The sequence below is a fragment of the Streptomyces spongiicola genome (genome assembly GCF_003122365.1).
Classification (GTDB): Bacteria; Actinomycetota; Actinomycetes; order Streptomycetales; family Streptomycetaceae; genus Streptomyces; species Streptomyces spongiicola.
Map to the genome: position 1 here is coordinate 7068399 of NZ_CP029254.1, position 15223 is coordinate 7083621.

The 15223-nt window shown below is 72.2% G+C and carries 8 protein-coding genes; 5 read left to right on the top strand and 3 right to left on the bottom strand.

Annotation, left to right across the window (positions count from 1 at the left end):
- Window positions 1–116: 116 nt before the first annotated feature.
- The gene (locus tag DDQ41_RS30695; protein WP_109298028.1) at window positions 117–3431 is read right to left on the bottom strand and encodes a ferritin-like domain-containing protein; all 3315 of its coding nucleotides are present in this window, start codon (window positions 3429–3431) and stop codon (window positions 117–119) included.
- Window positions 3428–4942, bottom strand: coding sequence for a flavin monoamine oxidase family protein (locus DDQ41_RS30700; RefSeq protein ID WP_109297393.1), 1515 nt, complete (start codon window positions 4940–4942; stop codon window positions 3428–3430). The genes DDQ41_RS30695 and DDQ41_RS30700 overlap by 4 nt, the downstream gene beginning before the upstream one ends.
- Before the next feature lie 397 nt (window positions 4943–5339).
- On the opposite strand from DDQ41_RS30700, the gene DDQ41_RS30705 reads away from it, so the two are divergent.
- From DDQ41_RS30705 to rfbB, 4 genes are all read left to right on the top strand, one after another.
- Entirely contained in the window at window positions 5340–6599 is a 1260-nt protein-coding gene (locus DDQ41_RS30705; protein ID WP_245990876.1) for a glycosyltransferase, read from the top strand.
- Window positions 6596–7816 carry a cytochrome P450 gene (locus DDQ41_RS30710; RefSeq protein WP_245990835.1) on the top strand — a complete coding sequence of 407 codons (1221 nt, stop codon included), beginning with the start codon at window positions 6596–6598 and terminating at the stop codon, window positions 7814–7816. The genes DDQ41_RS30705 and DDQ41_RS30710 overlap by 4 nt, the downstream gene beginning before the upstream one ends.
- Window positions 7817–8016: 200 nt before the next feature.
- A complete protein-coding gene (locus DDQ41_RS30715) occupies window positions 8017–9081 on the top strand; it encodes a glucose-1-phosphate thymidylyltransferase (protein ID WP_109297395.1) in 1065 nt (354 codons plus the stop codon).
- Entirely contained in the window at window positions 9078–10031 is a 954-nt protein-coding gene (gene rfbB / locus DDQ41_RS30720; RefSeq protein WP_109297396.1) for a dTDP-glucose 4,6-dehydratase, read from the top strand. The genes DDQ41_RS30715 and rfbB overlap by 4 nt, the downstream gene beginning before the upstream one ends.
- Before the next feature lie 274 nt (window positions 10032–10305).
- Here the strand turns inward: rfbB and DDQ41_RS30725 are convergent, their stop codons facing one another.
- Window positions 10306–13020, bottom strand: coding sequence for a helix-turn-helix transcriptional regulator (locus DDQ41_RS30725; RefSeq protein ID WP_262508627.1), 2715 nt, complete (start codon window positions 13018–13020; stop codon window positions 10306–10308).
- 1133 nt (window positions 13021–14153) lie between these two features.
- On the opposite strand from DDQ41_RS30725, the gene DDQ41_RS30730 reads away from it, so the two are divergent.
- Window positions 14154–15209, top strand: coding sequence for a hypothetical protein (locus tag DDQ41_RS30730; RefSeq protein ID WP_162602770.1), 1056 nt, complete (start codon window positions 14154–14156; stop codon window positions 15207–15209).
- Window positions 15210–15223: the final 14 nt, after the last annotated feature.

A 15223-nucleotide genomic window follows, 5' to 3' on the forward strand; every position in this document is an offset into this window, starting at 1 on the left:
GGTGCGGTGGTGCGGCGGCGGGGCGGTGCGGCGGTGCGGTGGCGCGGCATGGGGACGGTGCGGCGGTGCGGCTCCGGGGGAGTGCGGCCGGGGCGTCCTCCGGCCGCGGGCCGGCCCTAGCGGCCCGGTGGCCGGAAGTGATCCGCCCAGAAGGCGCTCATCTCGCCGACGCGCGCGGGCACGAGGGGATGTTTGCCGCACTCCGCCGCGAGATCGTCCAGGCGCCGGGCGATACCGCGCCGGGCCACGTCGGGGCGGGAGACGGCCATCGGCTGCTCGGGCAGTTCGAACGACGGTCCGGCGGTCATGCCCCGGCGCCCCGACGGCATGGTCACGAGCAGTTCCGCCAGCGGGCGCATCAGGCCTGTCATCATGTCGATCGACGCGTTCATCAGGTCGGACCGCCGCAGTGCGGCGTCGGGGCACTCGCCGAAGTGCTGGGCCATGAGCTGAAGCGCCATGAAGTAGGCGCGGTTGAACAGCTTCATCACCGCCCGGGCGCCGGCCTCGGTGACCGTCTCCATCGCCGGGTCCCCCGGACCGAGGGTCGGGTTCCGTACGACGGGGTAGGCGGGGTTCCACCGTTCGGCACCCGGGTGCGGCCCGTCGGTCGGCGCGCTGCGGAGCAGCTCGGAGATCCGCAGGAACGCGTGGTAGTGGGACGTCTCGCCGTCCCGCGGGCCGAGTACACCTCCCTCCCCCTGCTCGGTGATGACGTCGACGGCGAACAACGCGCTGGCGAGGTCGTCTACTTCGAGCTGGTAGTCGGGGTGCGTCCGGTTGAGGGACCTGCGGAGGAAGAGGTGGTGCTCCCCGCCTCCCCTGCCCCTGTCCACCGTGAAGAGGTCCGGGACGCTCTGCAGTCCCTCCCTGAGGTCCGCGTAGAGCTCGCTGAGCGAACCGTACGGGTGCCGTTCGTCGTACGCGGCAGGGGCCGCCGGTCCGTCGCCGCGCCGTACCTCCCCGACAAGGCCCTCCGGACGCTCGATCCGCACGAACCGGTCCACGCTGCCGGGCCCCAGCCGCTCCAGGGAGAAGTCGAGCGGGACCGCCAGCTCGTGGTTGACGGTGCGGAAGTCGACGCGAGGCACGTGGAACGGTTCGCCCACCGCCATGAGGATGTTGTTGACGAGCAGGAAGTGGATCATCTCCTCGCGGGCGATGTCCGTCAGCATGCTGCGGATGCCCTCGTCGAGGGTCTCCCCGCCGTCACCGCAGGCGAGCCGGAGCTGCCCGGGCGTCCACAGCCCCCGCCGCACGTACTCGGCGCCGGCGCCGTGGGTGGGCACCGAGTAGGCGGCGTAGAGGTACTGGAGCATGACGGCCAGTTCGATCGCGGCGGCGTCGCGCAGCAGCCTGACCAGCTGGTCCCGGGTGGTGGTCCGCCGGCTTCCCCGGCTGGTGGCACGCACCGCCGAAAGGACTTCGCCGGGCTTCTGCCGGGACCGCAGAAACCTCAGCAGGAGCCGCGCCTTCGGTTCGGAGAGCTCCCGTGTGGGCGGCATGTAGTAGGTCTTCGACTTGTTGCGCGGATCGCACATCTGCCAGATCAGCTTGGCGTACGTCTCGACCTTGCAGCGGTCCGCGAGGCTGAAGACCTCCGCCTTCATGAACGAGTACGTGTGCTCGTAGAACGCGAAGACCTCCTCGTACACCAGGTCGAAGGACACCTCGTCCTCGTCCTCGTCCTGGTCCCGGTCCGTCCCGGCCAGCCGCCAGTCGTCGGGCAGCACCCGCACCGCCAGATACCCGGCGCCGGGCCAGTAGCCGAGGGTGTCGCCGTGGTCGTAGCCCAGCGCGGCGGAGCCGGGCCGGTCCGGGTCGCACGGCAGGTCGTCCGGGCCGGTGGACAGCAGGACCCGGGCCGTCCCGGACGCCGCGCCCCGCAGGGTGAACCAGCCCCGGCCCTCGTCGTCCGTGTCCAGAACACACGTGCTCGACCATCCACCGCCACCGCCACCGCCATCGCCACCGCCATCGCCACCGTCCCGCCGTCCCGCACGCACCCGGACGACGCCGACGTCCGAGCACCGCGCGTCGGGGGACGCCGCGACCGGGTCACGGGGCAGGGCCCGGGGGTTGAAGAACTGCCGCACGCCGATCCCCCCGACGGCGGCCGGCCGGCCCCGTACGAAGGACCGCACGAGCACCTCGGCGTCGTGGTCCGGGTCGTCCGCGTCCCTGGGGTGCTCCAGGATGAGGGCCGCGTCGTCGGCCTGGACGTTGACCTCCTTCTCGCGCAGGTGCACCACGGGACCGCCGGGGCCGGTACCGACCAGGTGCAGCGCCTCCTCGGCGGCCTCCCTCGCCGGCATCTCGACGGGGACCGTCACCAGGCCGCCGGCGAGGGCGTACGCCTCCCCGAGATAGGTCTGCCGGGGCACCCGGGCGACCAGCCGACCGCTGTCCGCCGTCCGCAGCTCGAGATCGCCCATGTCGACCGGCCGGGCCTCGGCCCGGCCGTCCCGCACCGGGCCGGAGACGGGCATCGCGGTGATCATGTTGAGCATGGCGTGGTCGTCCGTCAGATGCACGGTGAGGTTGTGCGGTCCCCCCGGCCCGGGGCGGCTCGGGACGAGCAGACGGCCCGCCGGGTAGGTGCGCGGCTCGCACGGCCGCCAGGGAGCGATGGTTCCGCGCAGCCGCCAGCGGCCCGGGCGGTCGGGGGCCTCGGGCGCGGACGCGTGGCCGAGCGCGAACTGCACGACCAGCCCTCCCGCTTCCCCGCAGGCCACCGTGTCCCGCAGGCGCCGTACGGCCGGTGAGACGGCCGCCTCGTCGAGCCAGGCCGGCTCGCCGTCCCCGGCGACGACGAACTGGTGGACCACGGACCGGCGCAGCCGCTTGGCCAGCCAGTGCTCCCCGACGTCCCGCACATGGTGGGTGTTGTGCCACCTCGGGGGGTGGAAACCGTGGACGTCGCCGGTGGCCATGTAGCCGACGTCGTGGGAGCGGCCGTCGCGCCCGAAGCAGAACTGTCCGACCATGAGGGTCGTCGTCCAGTCGGAGGCCGGGTCGACGTCGAAGACCCGCGCCCGGTTGACCGTGGTGCCGAGGTACTCGTTGTAGTGCCCCCACATGTCCACGGCGCGCCCGATCACCGGATCCCCGGTGTCCGGCTCGCCCGCGCGGCACTCGACCGCGGTGATCCGCGCGTCGACGGCGAAGTGCCCGTTGCCGGCGAAGTCCTCGCCCTTGGCCGCACTGAAGGGGCCGTCGTCCGCCGGCCGGCCGGTGCTGTCGTACCGCGGCCCGATCAGGTCGAGGTGGTCGTGGTACTCGCCCGGCGGACGGTGGGGCGGGAAGGGCTGCCCGTCGGCGGTGAGCGCCGTGTTCGTGGCCAGGTCGACGAGGCCGCTTCGGGCGCCGGTGGGGGCATGGGTGGTGGCGGTTCCGGCAAAGTGCAGCCGGGGCAGGTCGAAGACGCTCACGCCGACCGCTCCGAGCGGCTCGGTCGGGCGGCGGCGAACACGCCCCTGGCACGGGGCTCGTACCACTCGATCTCGTGCGCGGCGTCGATCGCCGACTCGATGGCGCCCTCGATCCACGCGGGCTTCGACGAGCAGTGCTCGCCGGCGAAGAAGAGGCCCCGCTGCGGCCGGGCGGCCTCGCGGCGCTCGGCCTCGCGGAGGGCGGCCTCCTGGCCCCATCGGACCGTGGCCGCTCCCCAGGACCATCGGCGTGCGCCCCAGGCCCGGCCCGCCACCCCCAGGACCATGCCCGGCCTGCGCAACTCCGGGTGCATCACGCTGAGTTCCCTGGTGACGAGGGCGTTCCGCTCGGCCTCGCCGAGCCGGGCGAGGGCGTCGGCGTCCGGGCCGATGGAGTAACTGGCGAGCAGCACCGCGCCGAGCGCGGGGTCGCCGTCGGCGGGCGGGTAGTACGTCTGCCGGACGTGGCCGCCGGTGAAGGAGGCGCCCCCGCTGATGCCGTCCTTCTCCCAGAAGGCCTCGCGGCAGTGGAAGGCGATCTTCGTCGCCGGCCAGTACTTCGTCTGGTGGACGATATCCAGCTTGTCCTGGTCGAAGCCGGTCAGCCGCATCCTCCTGAGCACGGTGAACGGAATGGTGCACACCACGTAGTCACAGGTCCTGGTGACCGTCGTGGCGCCCTGGCGGATCCGCAGGTCCACCGCGTCGTCGCGCACGTCGATGCCCACGACCTCCCGGCCCAGCGAGATCCTGCCGCGGATCCGCGCGGCGAGCCGCCGGGGCAGCGCGTCCATGCCGTCCCGCAGCCGCACGATGCTGGAGCTGGTCTCGTCGAGCACGTCGTCGAGGAAGCGCTCCAGCCGGAGCGGGCAGGACGACCGTATTCGCGGGTGGTCGGCGAAGAAGGCGTGCAGGTCGATCCTGTTGTGCGCGGTACCGCACCGGTACGGCGTCAGGTCGATGTGGTCGACGAGGTCGAGCAGTTCCACGCCGATGTCGTTGTGCAGCCCGTCGTAGAACTGGCGGGGTGCGATGGCCCTGATGCTGGCGTCCAGCCAGGCCCCGAACAGCAGGGTGTCCTGCCGGTAGTGCGCGCTCGGCAGCCCGGCGGCGAAATCGTCGACGAGGGTGTCGTGCGCCTCGCGCACCCGAAGGTATCCGGTGGGACCGGGCAGGTAGGCGGCGTCGTCGGAGAACAGCGTCCGGAACTCGCGGACCTGGTTCTGCAGGCCGAGTTCGGCGATGTAGTGCATGGTCAGCCGGTGCCCGGCGGGTATGCGCATCGCGCCGAGCTCGGCGAACGGCCCGGCCTCGCCGGCCCCGGCGAAGCGGTGGGTGTGAATACGGCCGCCCACCTCCCGGCTTCCCTCGATGATCTGGACGTCGTGTCCGAGGCGTTCCAGTTCATAGGCGGTCACCAGACCGGCGATGCCGGCGCCGATGACGGTCACCTTCTTCGGTCCACCGATGGCGCCGTCCGGCCCGTCACTGTCCTGCAAGGGTGCCGTCACAGGTTTCCTCCAGTACGCGAAGTCCGAGGCCGGGCTGGGTGGGATGAACGCGGCGCCTCTCCGTGTCCCGAAGGGGCGATGCCGGGGATTGCGCATCGGCCATTCTTCGGGTGACGCAACCGCGTCCGTATCCCCCGGCGGACCCGGGCGCGAGTGGTTCGGCGAGCCGTCCGCCGGCGTGAACGGGGCGGCGTGGCGGCGCCATCCTGCGCGAGTGCGCGGGGTTTTCCCGCCGCCGCGATCCAGCCCCCCGGCAGGGTGATGCTGGCGTGCGTGGGCGGTCGGCCCCCGTCCCGCGGGGACCAGGGCCACCGACGCAATCCGCGAGACGCCTGAGGAGGCGATGTTGACGCGCGTGCTGATCGCTACCACACCGGCACAGGGACACGTCGTGAGCATGCTCGAGGTCGCATGCGAACTGACCCGGCGCGGCCACGAGGTGCGGTGGTACACCGGCCGGGCCTTCCGGCGGCAGGTGGAACAGACCGGGGCGCACTTCGAACCCATGCACCCCGAGGTCGACTTCGGCGGCAGCAGCCGCGAGGAGGCCTACCCCGACCACGCGGGGCTGTCCGGACTCGCGAACTTCAAGACCGGAGTCCGCGACATCTTCTACCGGACCGCACCGCGCCAGATGGGCGACCTCCTGGCGGTCCTCCGACGGTTCCCGGCGGACTGCGTACTCGCCGACGACATGTGCTACGGCGCCTGCTTCGCGAGCGAGCGCACCGGCATCCCGCTCGCGTGGCTGGCCAATTCGGTCTACATCCTGGGCAGCAGGGACACCGCCCCGCTCGGCCGGGGGCTGGGGCCGAGCTCGTCGCGGCTCGGCCGGGCACGCAACGCACTGCTCCGCTTCGTCTCGGACCAGGTGGTGATGCGGGACCTGCGCCGGGAGGCCGACCGGGTCCGGGCCTCCGTGGACCTGCCGAGGCTGAACACCCCCGCCATGGAGAACATCGCCCGTCCGCCCGCGCTCTATCTGCTGGGCACCGTACCGTCCTTCGAGTTCCCCCGCGGCGATCTGCTCCCGGGCACCCATTTCGTGGGCCCCCTCCTCGGGCTGCCCCCGGAGGACTTCGACCCGCCCGCCTGGTGGGAGGACCTGCACGGCGGCCGGCCGGTGGTACTGATCACCCAGGGCACCACCGCCAACGACGTCGAGGGGATGCTCGTCCCGGCCGTACGGGCCCTGGCCGACCAGGACGTCCTCTTCGTGGTCACCACCGGGACGGACCTGGACGTCGACCGGCTCCGGCCGCTTCCGGACAACGTACGCCTGGAGCGGTTCATCCCCTACCACCATCTGCTGCCGCACGTGGACGTGATGGTGACCAACGGCGGCTACAACGGTGTCAACGCGGCCCTCGCCCAGGGGGTGCCCCTGGTCGTCGTACCGGGCTCGGAGGAGAAGCCCGACGTGGCCGCGCGCGTCAAGTGGGCCGGCGCCGGCGTCGTCCTCGAACGGCCCGTGTCGAGGGCCGGCCTGCGGGACGCGGTGGCCACCGTGCTCCACGACGGCGGCCACCGGCGGAGGGCACGCGCACTGGCCCGGGAGCACCAGGGCTGCGACGCCCCGCGACGGGCCGCCGATCTCATCGAGTCCATGGCCGATTCCCAGGGCCAGATCCCCACCGGCGGAGGTATCACACGGTGAACACCACGAGGACCGACCTCAAGGAAGCCCCCGAGACCAGCATGCCCGTGGACCCGGGTCCCTTCGACTGCATGCCGGAACTGCTGGCCGCAGCGCGCGTGGCGCCGGTCGTCCGCATCCCCTACCTCGGCGAGCACGCCTGGGTCGTCTGCGACCCCGAGCTGGTGCGGACCGCGCTCGCCCATCCCAGGATGGCCAAGGACATCACCCTGGTCCCCGACTTCATGCGCCGGCCCGGTCTGATGGTGGGATCGCAGCCGCCCCCGGAGTACGCCCGCGCCATGATCATGAGCGACGGCGCGGACCATGCCCGGATCCGGCGGGTGCACCAGCCGGTGCTGAGCCCGCGCAACACCGAGAAGTGGGGCGAACGGGTCGGCGTCAAGGTCGGTGGATTCCTCACCGAGCTGGAGCAGTCGCGATCCGCCGGGTCCGCCGGGGTCGACGTGGTCACCGACTACACCCACCGGGTCCCGCTGGCCTTCATCTCCGAGATGCTCGGCCTGCCCCTGGAAGCCGAGCGGCGGCTGCGGAGCATCACCGACGTCATGCTCTACTCCTCCGACTACCCCGCACGCCGCGAGGCGGTCGGCGCGCTGTTCGGGGCGGTCGAGGGCTGGGTGAAGGACCCCGCCCCGCTGCGGGAGGGTGTGATCACGGGCTTCCTGGCCGCGGCGGACGGGCCGGACGCCGTCACCGAGGGCGAGGTCGTCGTCTGGACCGTGGGCATGATCATCACCGGCTACGAGACGACCGGGAGCCTGATCTCCGCCTCGCTGTACGAGGCGCTGCGCCGGCCCCCGGAGGAGCGGCCGCAGTCCGAGGAGGACATCAGGGGCTGGATCGAGGAGGCCCTCCGGGTCCATCCGCCGTTCCCGCATCCCACCTGGCGCTTCCCCACCGAGGACATCGACCTCGGCGGCTATCTGATCCCCAAGGGTGCCCCGGTGCAGGTCAGCATCGCGGCGGCGAACCGCGGGCCGGACGAGGGCGCCGACAGCTTCGAGGCGGCCCGCGCCGGGCACGGCCACCTCAGCTTCGGCCTGGGCATGCACTACTGCATCGGCGCCTCGCTGGTCCGCCTGGAGGCACAGATCGCCGTACGGGAGTTCCTGCGCCGCTTCCCGAAGGCGCGCCTCACCGGTGAGGACGCCGTCGTGTGGGAGTCGGAGTGGATGATCCGGCGGCTGAGCACCCTGCCCGCCGTACTGAACTGACGACGTGCCCACCGGCGTCCTTCCCGCCTCCCGGCACCGGGAGGCGGGGGACGCCGTACGGGGCGCCCGGCCCCGTGCCGACCGCCCCGAGGACCCGGCCACCGGGCGCTCACCCGGGCGGCCCGGGCATCCAGCCCTTCCAGACGAGTTGGGGAGACGATGACTCCTGCCCTTGCGGCCGACCTACCGGCGGGGCGCCGATGAAGGCGCTCGTGCTCGCCGGCGGCTCCGGTTCCCGGCTGCGGCCGATCACCCATACGTCGGCGAAACAGCTCGTGCCCGTCGCCAACAAGCCGGTCCTCTTCTACGGCCTCGAATCGATCGCCTCGGCGGGCGTCCGCGAGGTCGGCATCGTCGTCGGCGACACGGCAGCCGAGATCGAGGCCGCGGTCGGCGACGGATCGCGCTTCGGTCTGGACGTCACCTACCTCCCGCAGGAGGCACCGCTGGGGCTCGCCCACGCCGTGCGGGTCGCCCGGGACTACCTCGGCGACGACGACTTCGTGATGTACCTGGGCGACAACTTCATCGTCGGAGGCATCGGCACGCTCGTGGACCGCTTCCGGGCGAACCGCCCGGACGCCCAGATCCTGCTGACCCGGGTGTCGGACCCGCGTGCGTTCGGCGTGGTGGAACTCGACGACGGCGGCCGGGTCACCGGCCTGGAGGAGAAGCCGGAGCATCCGAAGAGCGACCTCGCGCTGGTCGGCGTCTACATGTTCACCGCCCGGGTGCACGACGCGGTGGACCGGCTCGAACCCTCGTGGCGCGGGGAGCTGGAGATCACGGACGCGATCCAGGAGCTGATCGACTCGGGCTGCCGCGTGGAGTCGGCGCCGGTCTCCGGCTACTGGAAGGACACCGGCAACGTCGCCGACATGCTGGAGGTCAACCGCCTGGTCCTGGACGGCGTCGAGACGGACTGCTCGGGCGAGGTCGAGTCCAGCGAGCTGGTCGGCCGGGTGGTGATCGAGAAGGGCGCGACCGTCACGGGATCGCGGATCGTCGGTCCCGCGGTCGTCGCGGCGGGTGCACGCATCCACAACTCCTACATCGGCCCGTTCACCTCCATCGACAGCGGATGCTCGGTCGTCGACAGCGAGGTCGAGTACTCCATCGTGCTGCGCGGGGCGTCCATCGCCGGGGTGCGGCGCGTGGAGCGCTCGCTGATCGGACGCGAGGTCGAGGTGACGTCGTCACCCCGGGCCCTGCGGTCCCACCGCCTCGTCCTCGGCGACCACAGCAAGGTGCAGGTGGCGTCATGAGAATCCTCGTGACCGGCGGCGCCGGTTTCATCGGCTCCCACTTCGTACGGTCCTTCGCCGGCGAGGACGAGCTGACCGTCGTCGACAAGCTGACCTACGCCGGGAACCCGGCCGGCCTGGCGGCCGTGGAGGACCGCCTCACGTTCGTACACGGCGACATCTGCGACGCGGCGCTCATGGCCGAGGTGGTTCCCGGCCACGACGCCGTCGTCAACTTCGCCGCCGAGTCGCACGTTGACCGGTCGATCGCCGGCGCGGAGGAGTTCGTCCGCACCAACGTCCTCGGCGTGCAGGCCCTCATGCAGGCCTGCCTCGACGCGGGCGTCCCGAGAATCGTCCACGTCTCCACCGACGAGGTGTACGGCAGCATCGACAGCGGGTCCTGGGACGAAACCGCCCCGCTCAGCCCCAACTCCCCCTACGCCGCATCCAAGGCCGGCGGTGATCTGATCGCACTCGCCTACGCCCGCACCCACGGGCTGCCGGTCAGCATCACCCGCTGCGGCAACAACTACGGGCCGTACCAGTACCCGGAGAAGGTCGTCCCGCTCTTCGTCACCAACCTCCTCGACGGCCTGACCGTCCCGCTCTACGGCGACGGCACCAACGTGCGCGACTGGATCCATGTGGCCGACCACTGCCGAGCCGTCCGGCTGGTCGCCGACCGAGGGGAACCCGGAGAGGTCTACCACGTCGCCGGCACCGCCGAGCTGACCAATCTGGAACTCACCGCCCGGCTGCTCGACGCACTGGGCGCCGACCCGCGACTCGTCGAGCGGGTCCCGGACCGCAAGGCCCACGACCGCCGCTACTCCTTGGCCGACGCCAAGTTGCGGGCACTCGGGTACGCCCCGTCCACCCCCTTCGACAAGGGTCTGGCCGAGACCGTCGAGTGGTACACGACCCACCGCGAGTGGTGGGAGCCGCTGAAGAGGCGCGGGACCCCCTGAGGTGCGAGGGCCCGACGGCGAAACGGGGCCGTGCCGACCGGCTGCTCCGCAGCGGGGGTCCCCTCGGCGCGGGCGCGGGCGCGGGGGCGCCAAGACCGCCAAGACCCGTGTTGGCCGTGGCGGTCTTGGCGCGGGCGCGGGCGCGAGCGGGGGCGGAAGGGGAGGGAGGGAGCGCACACGAAGGAGCCGATGCCGCCCCGCCACCAGGGGGCGCCGCCGCCCGGCGACACGAAGCTGCCTGCCGGACGGCTGTCGCGGCCCTGGGGGCGAAGCGCTACGCCCTGAGCCGGATCAGTGCCGTGCGGGACCGGATCCCCAGCTTTCGGTAGATCTGCCGCAGATGGAATCCCACCGTGTGCGGGGAGATGAACAGGTGGCGGGCGGCCTGCTGGTTGGTGAGGCCGCCGGCCACCAGTTCCGCCACCTTCCGCTCGGTCCTGGTGAGGCTCTCCCAGCCGGAGAGCGGCCGCTTGGCGTGCTGCCAGTGCCGGCGTCTCACCCCGAGCCCGCGCAGGCGGGCACGAACCCGGGCGGCGTCCCGCTCGCCGCCGAGTGCACCGTAGGCGCTCATGGCCCGGTCCAACTCGCTGATCGCGTTCCCGTGGTCCCCGCGGTCGAGCAGGAGAGCGGCGTGGTCCTCGGCCGCCGCCGCCTGCGCCCACGGGTTGCGGTGCAGCCGCCCGGCACGGGCCAGGGCCTCGGGGTCGCCCTCGGCGAGCGCCCGGGCGTGCAGGGCGGTGGCGAGCACCGAGGGGAGGCGAGGGTTGCGGACAAGGACGTCCTGCGTCGTGCCGATCACCATCTCGACGAGATCCGGCCGGTCAGCGGCGAGCATGGAGCGCACACACCAGGCCGCGGCGGCCGGGTCCTCCATGACGGCTTCGCGTAGCGCACCTGCCTGGGCCCCGAGTTCCGCGAGCACCTCCGCCGCCGCAAGGGGGCCGGCCTGGGCCTCGGCCAGCCGGGCGTTCATCAGGAGGCGCGCCGCCCACCAGGGGCTGGAGACGTGCTGGGGGAAGTGCTTCTTCAGGGCCCCGACGTGTTCCTCGGCCTGGGTGAGCGCCCCCCGGCGCAGAGCGACGGAGGCCAGGACCAGCCATGCCTGCGGTGCGAGCATCGGGATGCGGCGGCCGTCGGTGCCCACACCGGCCCGGGCCTCCGCCTCGGCCTCGTCCAGTCGGCCCTGGGCGAGATGCAGTTGGGCGCGGAGAACGGCCGGGACGGCGGTGGTCAGCGCCCCGGTCACCGGGGCGCTCGTGTCGGCGGAACCGCGGACGACGGCCGCCGCCTGCTCGTACTCGTCGGTCCTGGTGAGGGCGAAGGCCAGGAACCAGCGGGGATCGAGCATCTGCTCCTCCTCGCTCGTGAGGTCGAGCGCGACCGCCTCGCGCAGGGTGCTCACCGCCTGCCCCACCTCGCCGTCGCGCCACTGGCCGAAGGCGCGGAAGGTCATCGCACCGACCACCACGGCCCGTGTGTGGCGGTCGGGAGCGTCGAGGATCTGCTGCGCACGGTCCATCGCGGTACCGTCGCCGGTCAGATAGGAGGCGGCGAGGTGGGCGATCACGGCTTCCCGGTGCTGGCTCCCGGCCCGTCGCGCCGCCAGCGCGTCGCCCGCGGCCCGACGCGCCGACTGCACGTTTCCGAGCAGCAGCAACGCGGTCGACATCGCCGCCTTCAGCGCGGCCACGTCCTCTGCGAACTCCGCGGGTAACGGGGGAGCCAGCGGCGCCGCGTCGTCGATCGCGGCCCTGGCCAGGGCGATCGCCCGCTCCAGGTGGCCCGCCTTGGTGAACGCCTCGACCGCCGTGCGCGCCAGGCGCAGGCGTTCGGCCTGACCGGGGGCCAGCAGTTCCATGCAGCGGGTCGCCAGGGACGCCGCCGTGGAGGGATCGGCGGCGAGCAGCTTCCGCGCGCCGTCGGAGATGACGCGGATCTCCTCCGCGTTCCCGGGCTGGGCGACATGGACCAGTTGAAGGGCGGCGCGTTCGACGCCGTCGGGACGCGGCAGCAGCATCTTCGCCGCCTGCCGGCGCAACAGGGCGCACACCGGCGGCGGTACGGAGTCGAGCAGGACACGCCAGATCGGCTCGGTCCTGAAGGCGAGGTCGTGTTCACCACAGACCAGCAGGCCCCGGTCGACCGCTTCGTCCACCGCCGTGAGCAGGCCGGCGGGTGCTTCGCCGAGCAGGGCCGACAGGTCCTCCGGTGCGAACGGCGATCCGAGCACCGCGGCCAGCCTGAGCGCCTTCAGGGTGGGCTCGGAGAGTGACCTGAGATCTTGCTGGATGAGCACGGAGAAGCGTTTCGGCACGGGCGCGGGCGAACCGCCTCCCAGCAGGGCGGCGCCGGGTGGGCCGAGCTGCAGCCGGGAGGTGCCGTCGACCACGCACAGGTCGTCTTCCGCGAGCCCGCGCATGAGGTCGATCACGGCACGGGGCGTGTCGTTGACGCTCTCCGCCAGGGCGAGGAGAGCCGGGTCGGGGGCGGCCCCGGTGCAGTCGGCGACCAGACGCACGAGCGCCTCGCCCTCGATGGGCCCCAGCTCCCCCACGTCTTCCACCGGAAGCCCGGCACGGAGCGAACCGAGACAGTCCTTCAGCGGCTCGTGCAGCGGGTCGCCCCGGTCCGTGCTGAAGGCGATCATCCAGAGGATCGGGAGCCCCCTGAGGGCAACCACGAGGTCGCGCAGTGCCGTCAGGGCGGGCCGGCTCGCCAGGTGCAGATCGTCGAGAACGACGGCGGTGCGGATGCCGTCGGCATGGCGAAGCCGTGTCCGCGCCGCCTCGATCGCGGCGTCGGAGCCGGCCGGGGTACCGTCCACGACCGCGAAGCCGTCGGCGTCGGCGAGCTTGGCGGCTTCCGCCAGGAAGCGGGTCTTCCCCGCACCGGGTGCCGCCTCCACCAGGAGGACCGCGCTGCGCCCGCCGCGCGCCACCCGGCGCAACTGTGCGCCGGTCCGGGCCAGTTGCTTTTCCCGGCCGCGCACCTCTGCTGGGGAAATGGGGTGCCTCGGGTGAACCGGGGCGGAATCTATCTTGCTTCTCTCCATTACCGACCGCGAAGAGGCGTGCATCTTCTCCCTCATCGACAACTTTGATCAAGCCATTTCATATCCGATCACAAGACCGCTCGGGGGGCAAGACCACCCATAGCGTCCCTTTGCCGCACCGTCGCCGTCGGTAAATCGCCCGGAAACCGACCGGAAAACCAGTCGGCGAAAATGAGCAGGGCGTCGTCAGGTACCGGCCACGAGCCATGCTGCAGGACGACCACCCCATGAACGCAAGGGATTCGGCCCCCGGGCGCGCCGTCTGGGATCTGATCGCCACGGCGGCCTCCCTGCGCGGAAAAGCGCCCACTCTCCGCCGGACCAGCACCGAAGGCAGACCGTGGCGATGACTGCATTCTCGCCATCTTTGGCCAATTCCCGGCGCGTCCTGACCGCATGCCTTCGTCTTGCCGGCGGCGCCCCTCTCCCGGGCAGCGCCCCCGCGGTCGTTGCGGTTGCCGGGCACCGGGGACCCGACCCGCAACCGTGGAGTCGTGGTGTGCGCCTTGCCCCGGAGGGGTCGACGTCGTGTCGAGGGCCGCCTCGGCCGCGACGGCCGCACCCTCACCGCTCAGCCCTCGGCGGTCTCCCGCCGGGACGGTCCCTCGACACCCCCGCGACCGCGAGGTGCCCGTCCTCGGATCCCCCGGATCCGGTGTCCCGGGTGTGCGCGATCACGTGCCCGTCAACGGGCTCACCGTTCCGTTCCGCGGCGGAGGGGCTCAAGGCGTCAACGGTCGAAGCCGAACTGAGCAAGCGTCAGATAAACGGCCCGGGGGCCGGCTTGCGCCTCCTCGGCCACCTCCTCCGCCTCATCCCGCCCAGCCGGTCCCCGGCAAGCGATCGGCGGCTGCGAAAAACTCCGGCAGAGCCCGATTCACGACACTCCCGCCGGGCCCGGCCTCTAGCATGGGGAAGCCGAAGTGGCACGGTGGTCAGCGCATGGCCGGGAGGGGAGGACCGTGGCAGCGGAGCGCAGCCTCAGCAGGTTTTCCGGTTGGTCGGAGATCCAGCCGTTGTGTACCAGCGGAATACTGGCGGACCAGCGCCCGTTCTTTTCCGGGACGCACGTGCAGAGCCGGATGTCCGAGGTGCGGCGAGCGATCAACGACATCCGCATCCACTGGGACCGCTACCCGGACTTCATGGCGGAACTGCGCTCCTATATGGAGCGGGTGAGTCCGGTTTCCCCGGGAGCGGCCGATCCCGTACTGGACAGCCAGCTGGCGGAACTCTTCGCCAGCACCAAGGACTGGGCCGACCGCCGGCCGGACGGCGGCACGCGGCCGGAGGACTACAGCGCGGTCCGCCTCTACACGTCCGACGCCGGATACCAGCGCATCTTCAGCACCATCAACAGGGCCTTCCGCACCGTGTCGCTGACGGGTGACCCCGTCGCCCTGCGCAGCGCCGCCTTCCTCGTGGAGCTGCTGAGCATCGACCTGTTCAACTACCGCCACACGCACCGCGCGGCCGACGACTTCCAGGGAACCGTCTACCGGGGCATGGCGGTCACCGCCGAGGAGGTGGAGGCATTCACCCGGGCCGCCGCAGGCCCGGTCGAGCAGCGCTACCTCTCCGTGCCCCTGGCCATGATGTCGGCGAGCCGCAGCCGGGAGAAGGCGACGGCCTTCGCACGGGAGACCGCCAGGCGCTTCCCCGACCGCATCCCGCTGCTCTGGAGCATCGACGTCGCGGGACTGCCGCCGGACCTCCTGGGCGCCTACCGCTCCGCGTTCCCGGCGAGCATGGTCACGTCGATGTGCGCCGTCCCCGTCGACGGGCTGTCGGCGTACGCGTACGAGAAGGAGGTGCTGCTGCGCGGCCCCTTCTTCCAGATCCTCGGCATGACACCGGGCGGCACCGCGGGCCCGGGCAGCGGGCCGATGCACATCATCGAGGCCGTCATGCTCAACAGCAACCGCGACCACGTCACCACGATCGCCTCGGACGAGGGGGAGGACCGCCGGTCCAGGGCCCTCTTCCGCACGGTCGTCACCATGCACCGCGCGGGGCTCTGCCTGGACTACGCGCGCACCCGCGGACTCGACGCGGACGCCGACGTCTACCGCGCACAGCTCGACAGGGACAGGGCCGAGTTCGACCGGCTCGCGGCGGCCGCATAGCCCCGGCCGCCGGC

What these genes read in the sequence shown, in the direction of transcription:
- DDQ41_RS30705 (WP_245990876.1), top strand. Translation starts at nt 5,340, where the DNA reads ATGCTCGAGGTCGCATGCGAACTGACCCGGCGCGGCCACGAGGTGCGG.
- rfbB (WP_109297396.1), top strand. Translation starts at nt 9,078, where the DNA reads ATGAGAATCCTCGTGACCGGCGGCGCCGGTTTCATCGGCTCCCACTTC.
- DDQ41_RS30715 (WP_109297395.1), top strand. Translation starts at nt 8,017, where the DNA reads ATGAAGGCGCTCGTGCTCGCCGGCGGCTCCGGTTCCCGGCTGCGGCCG.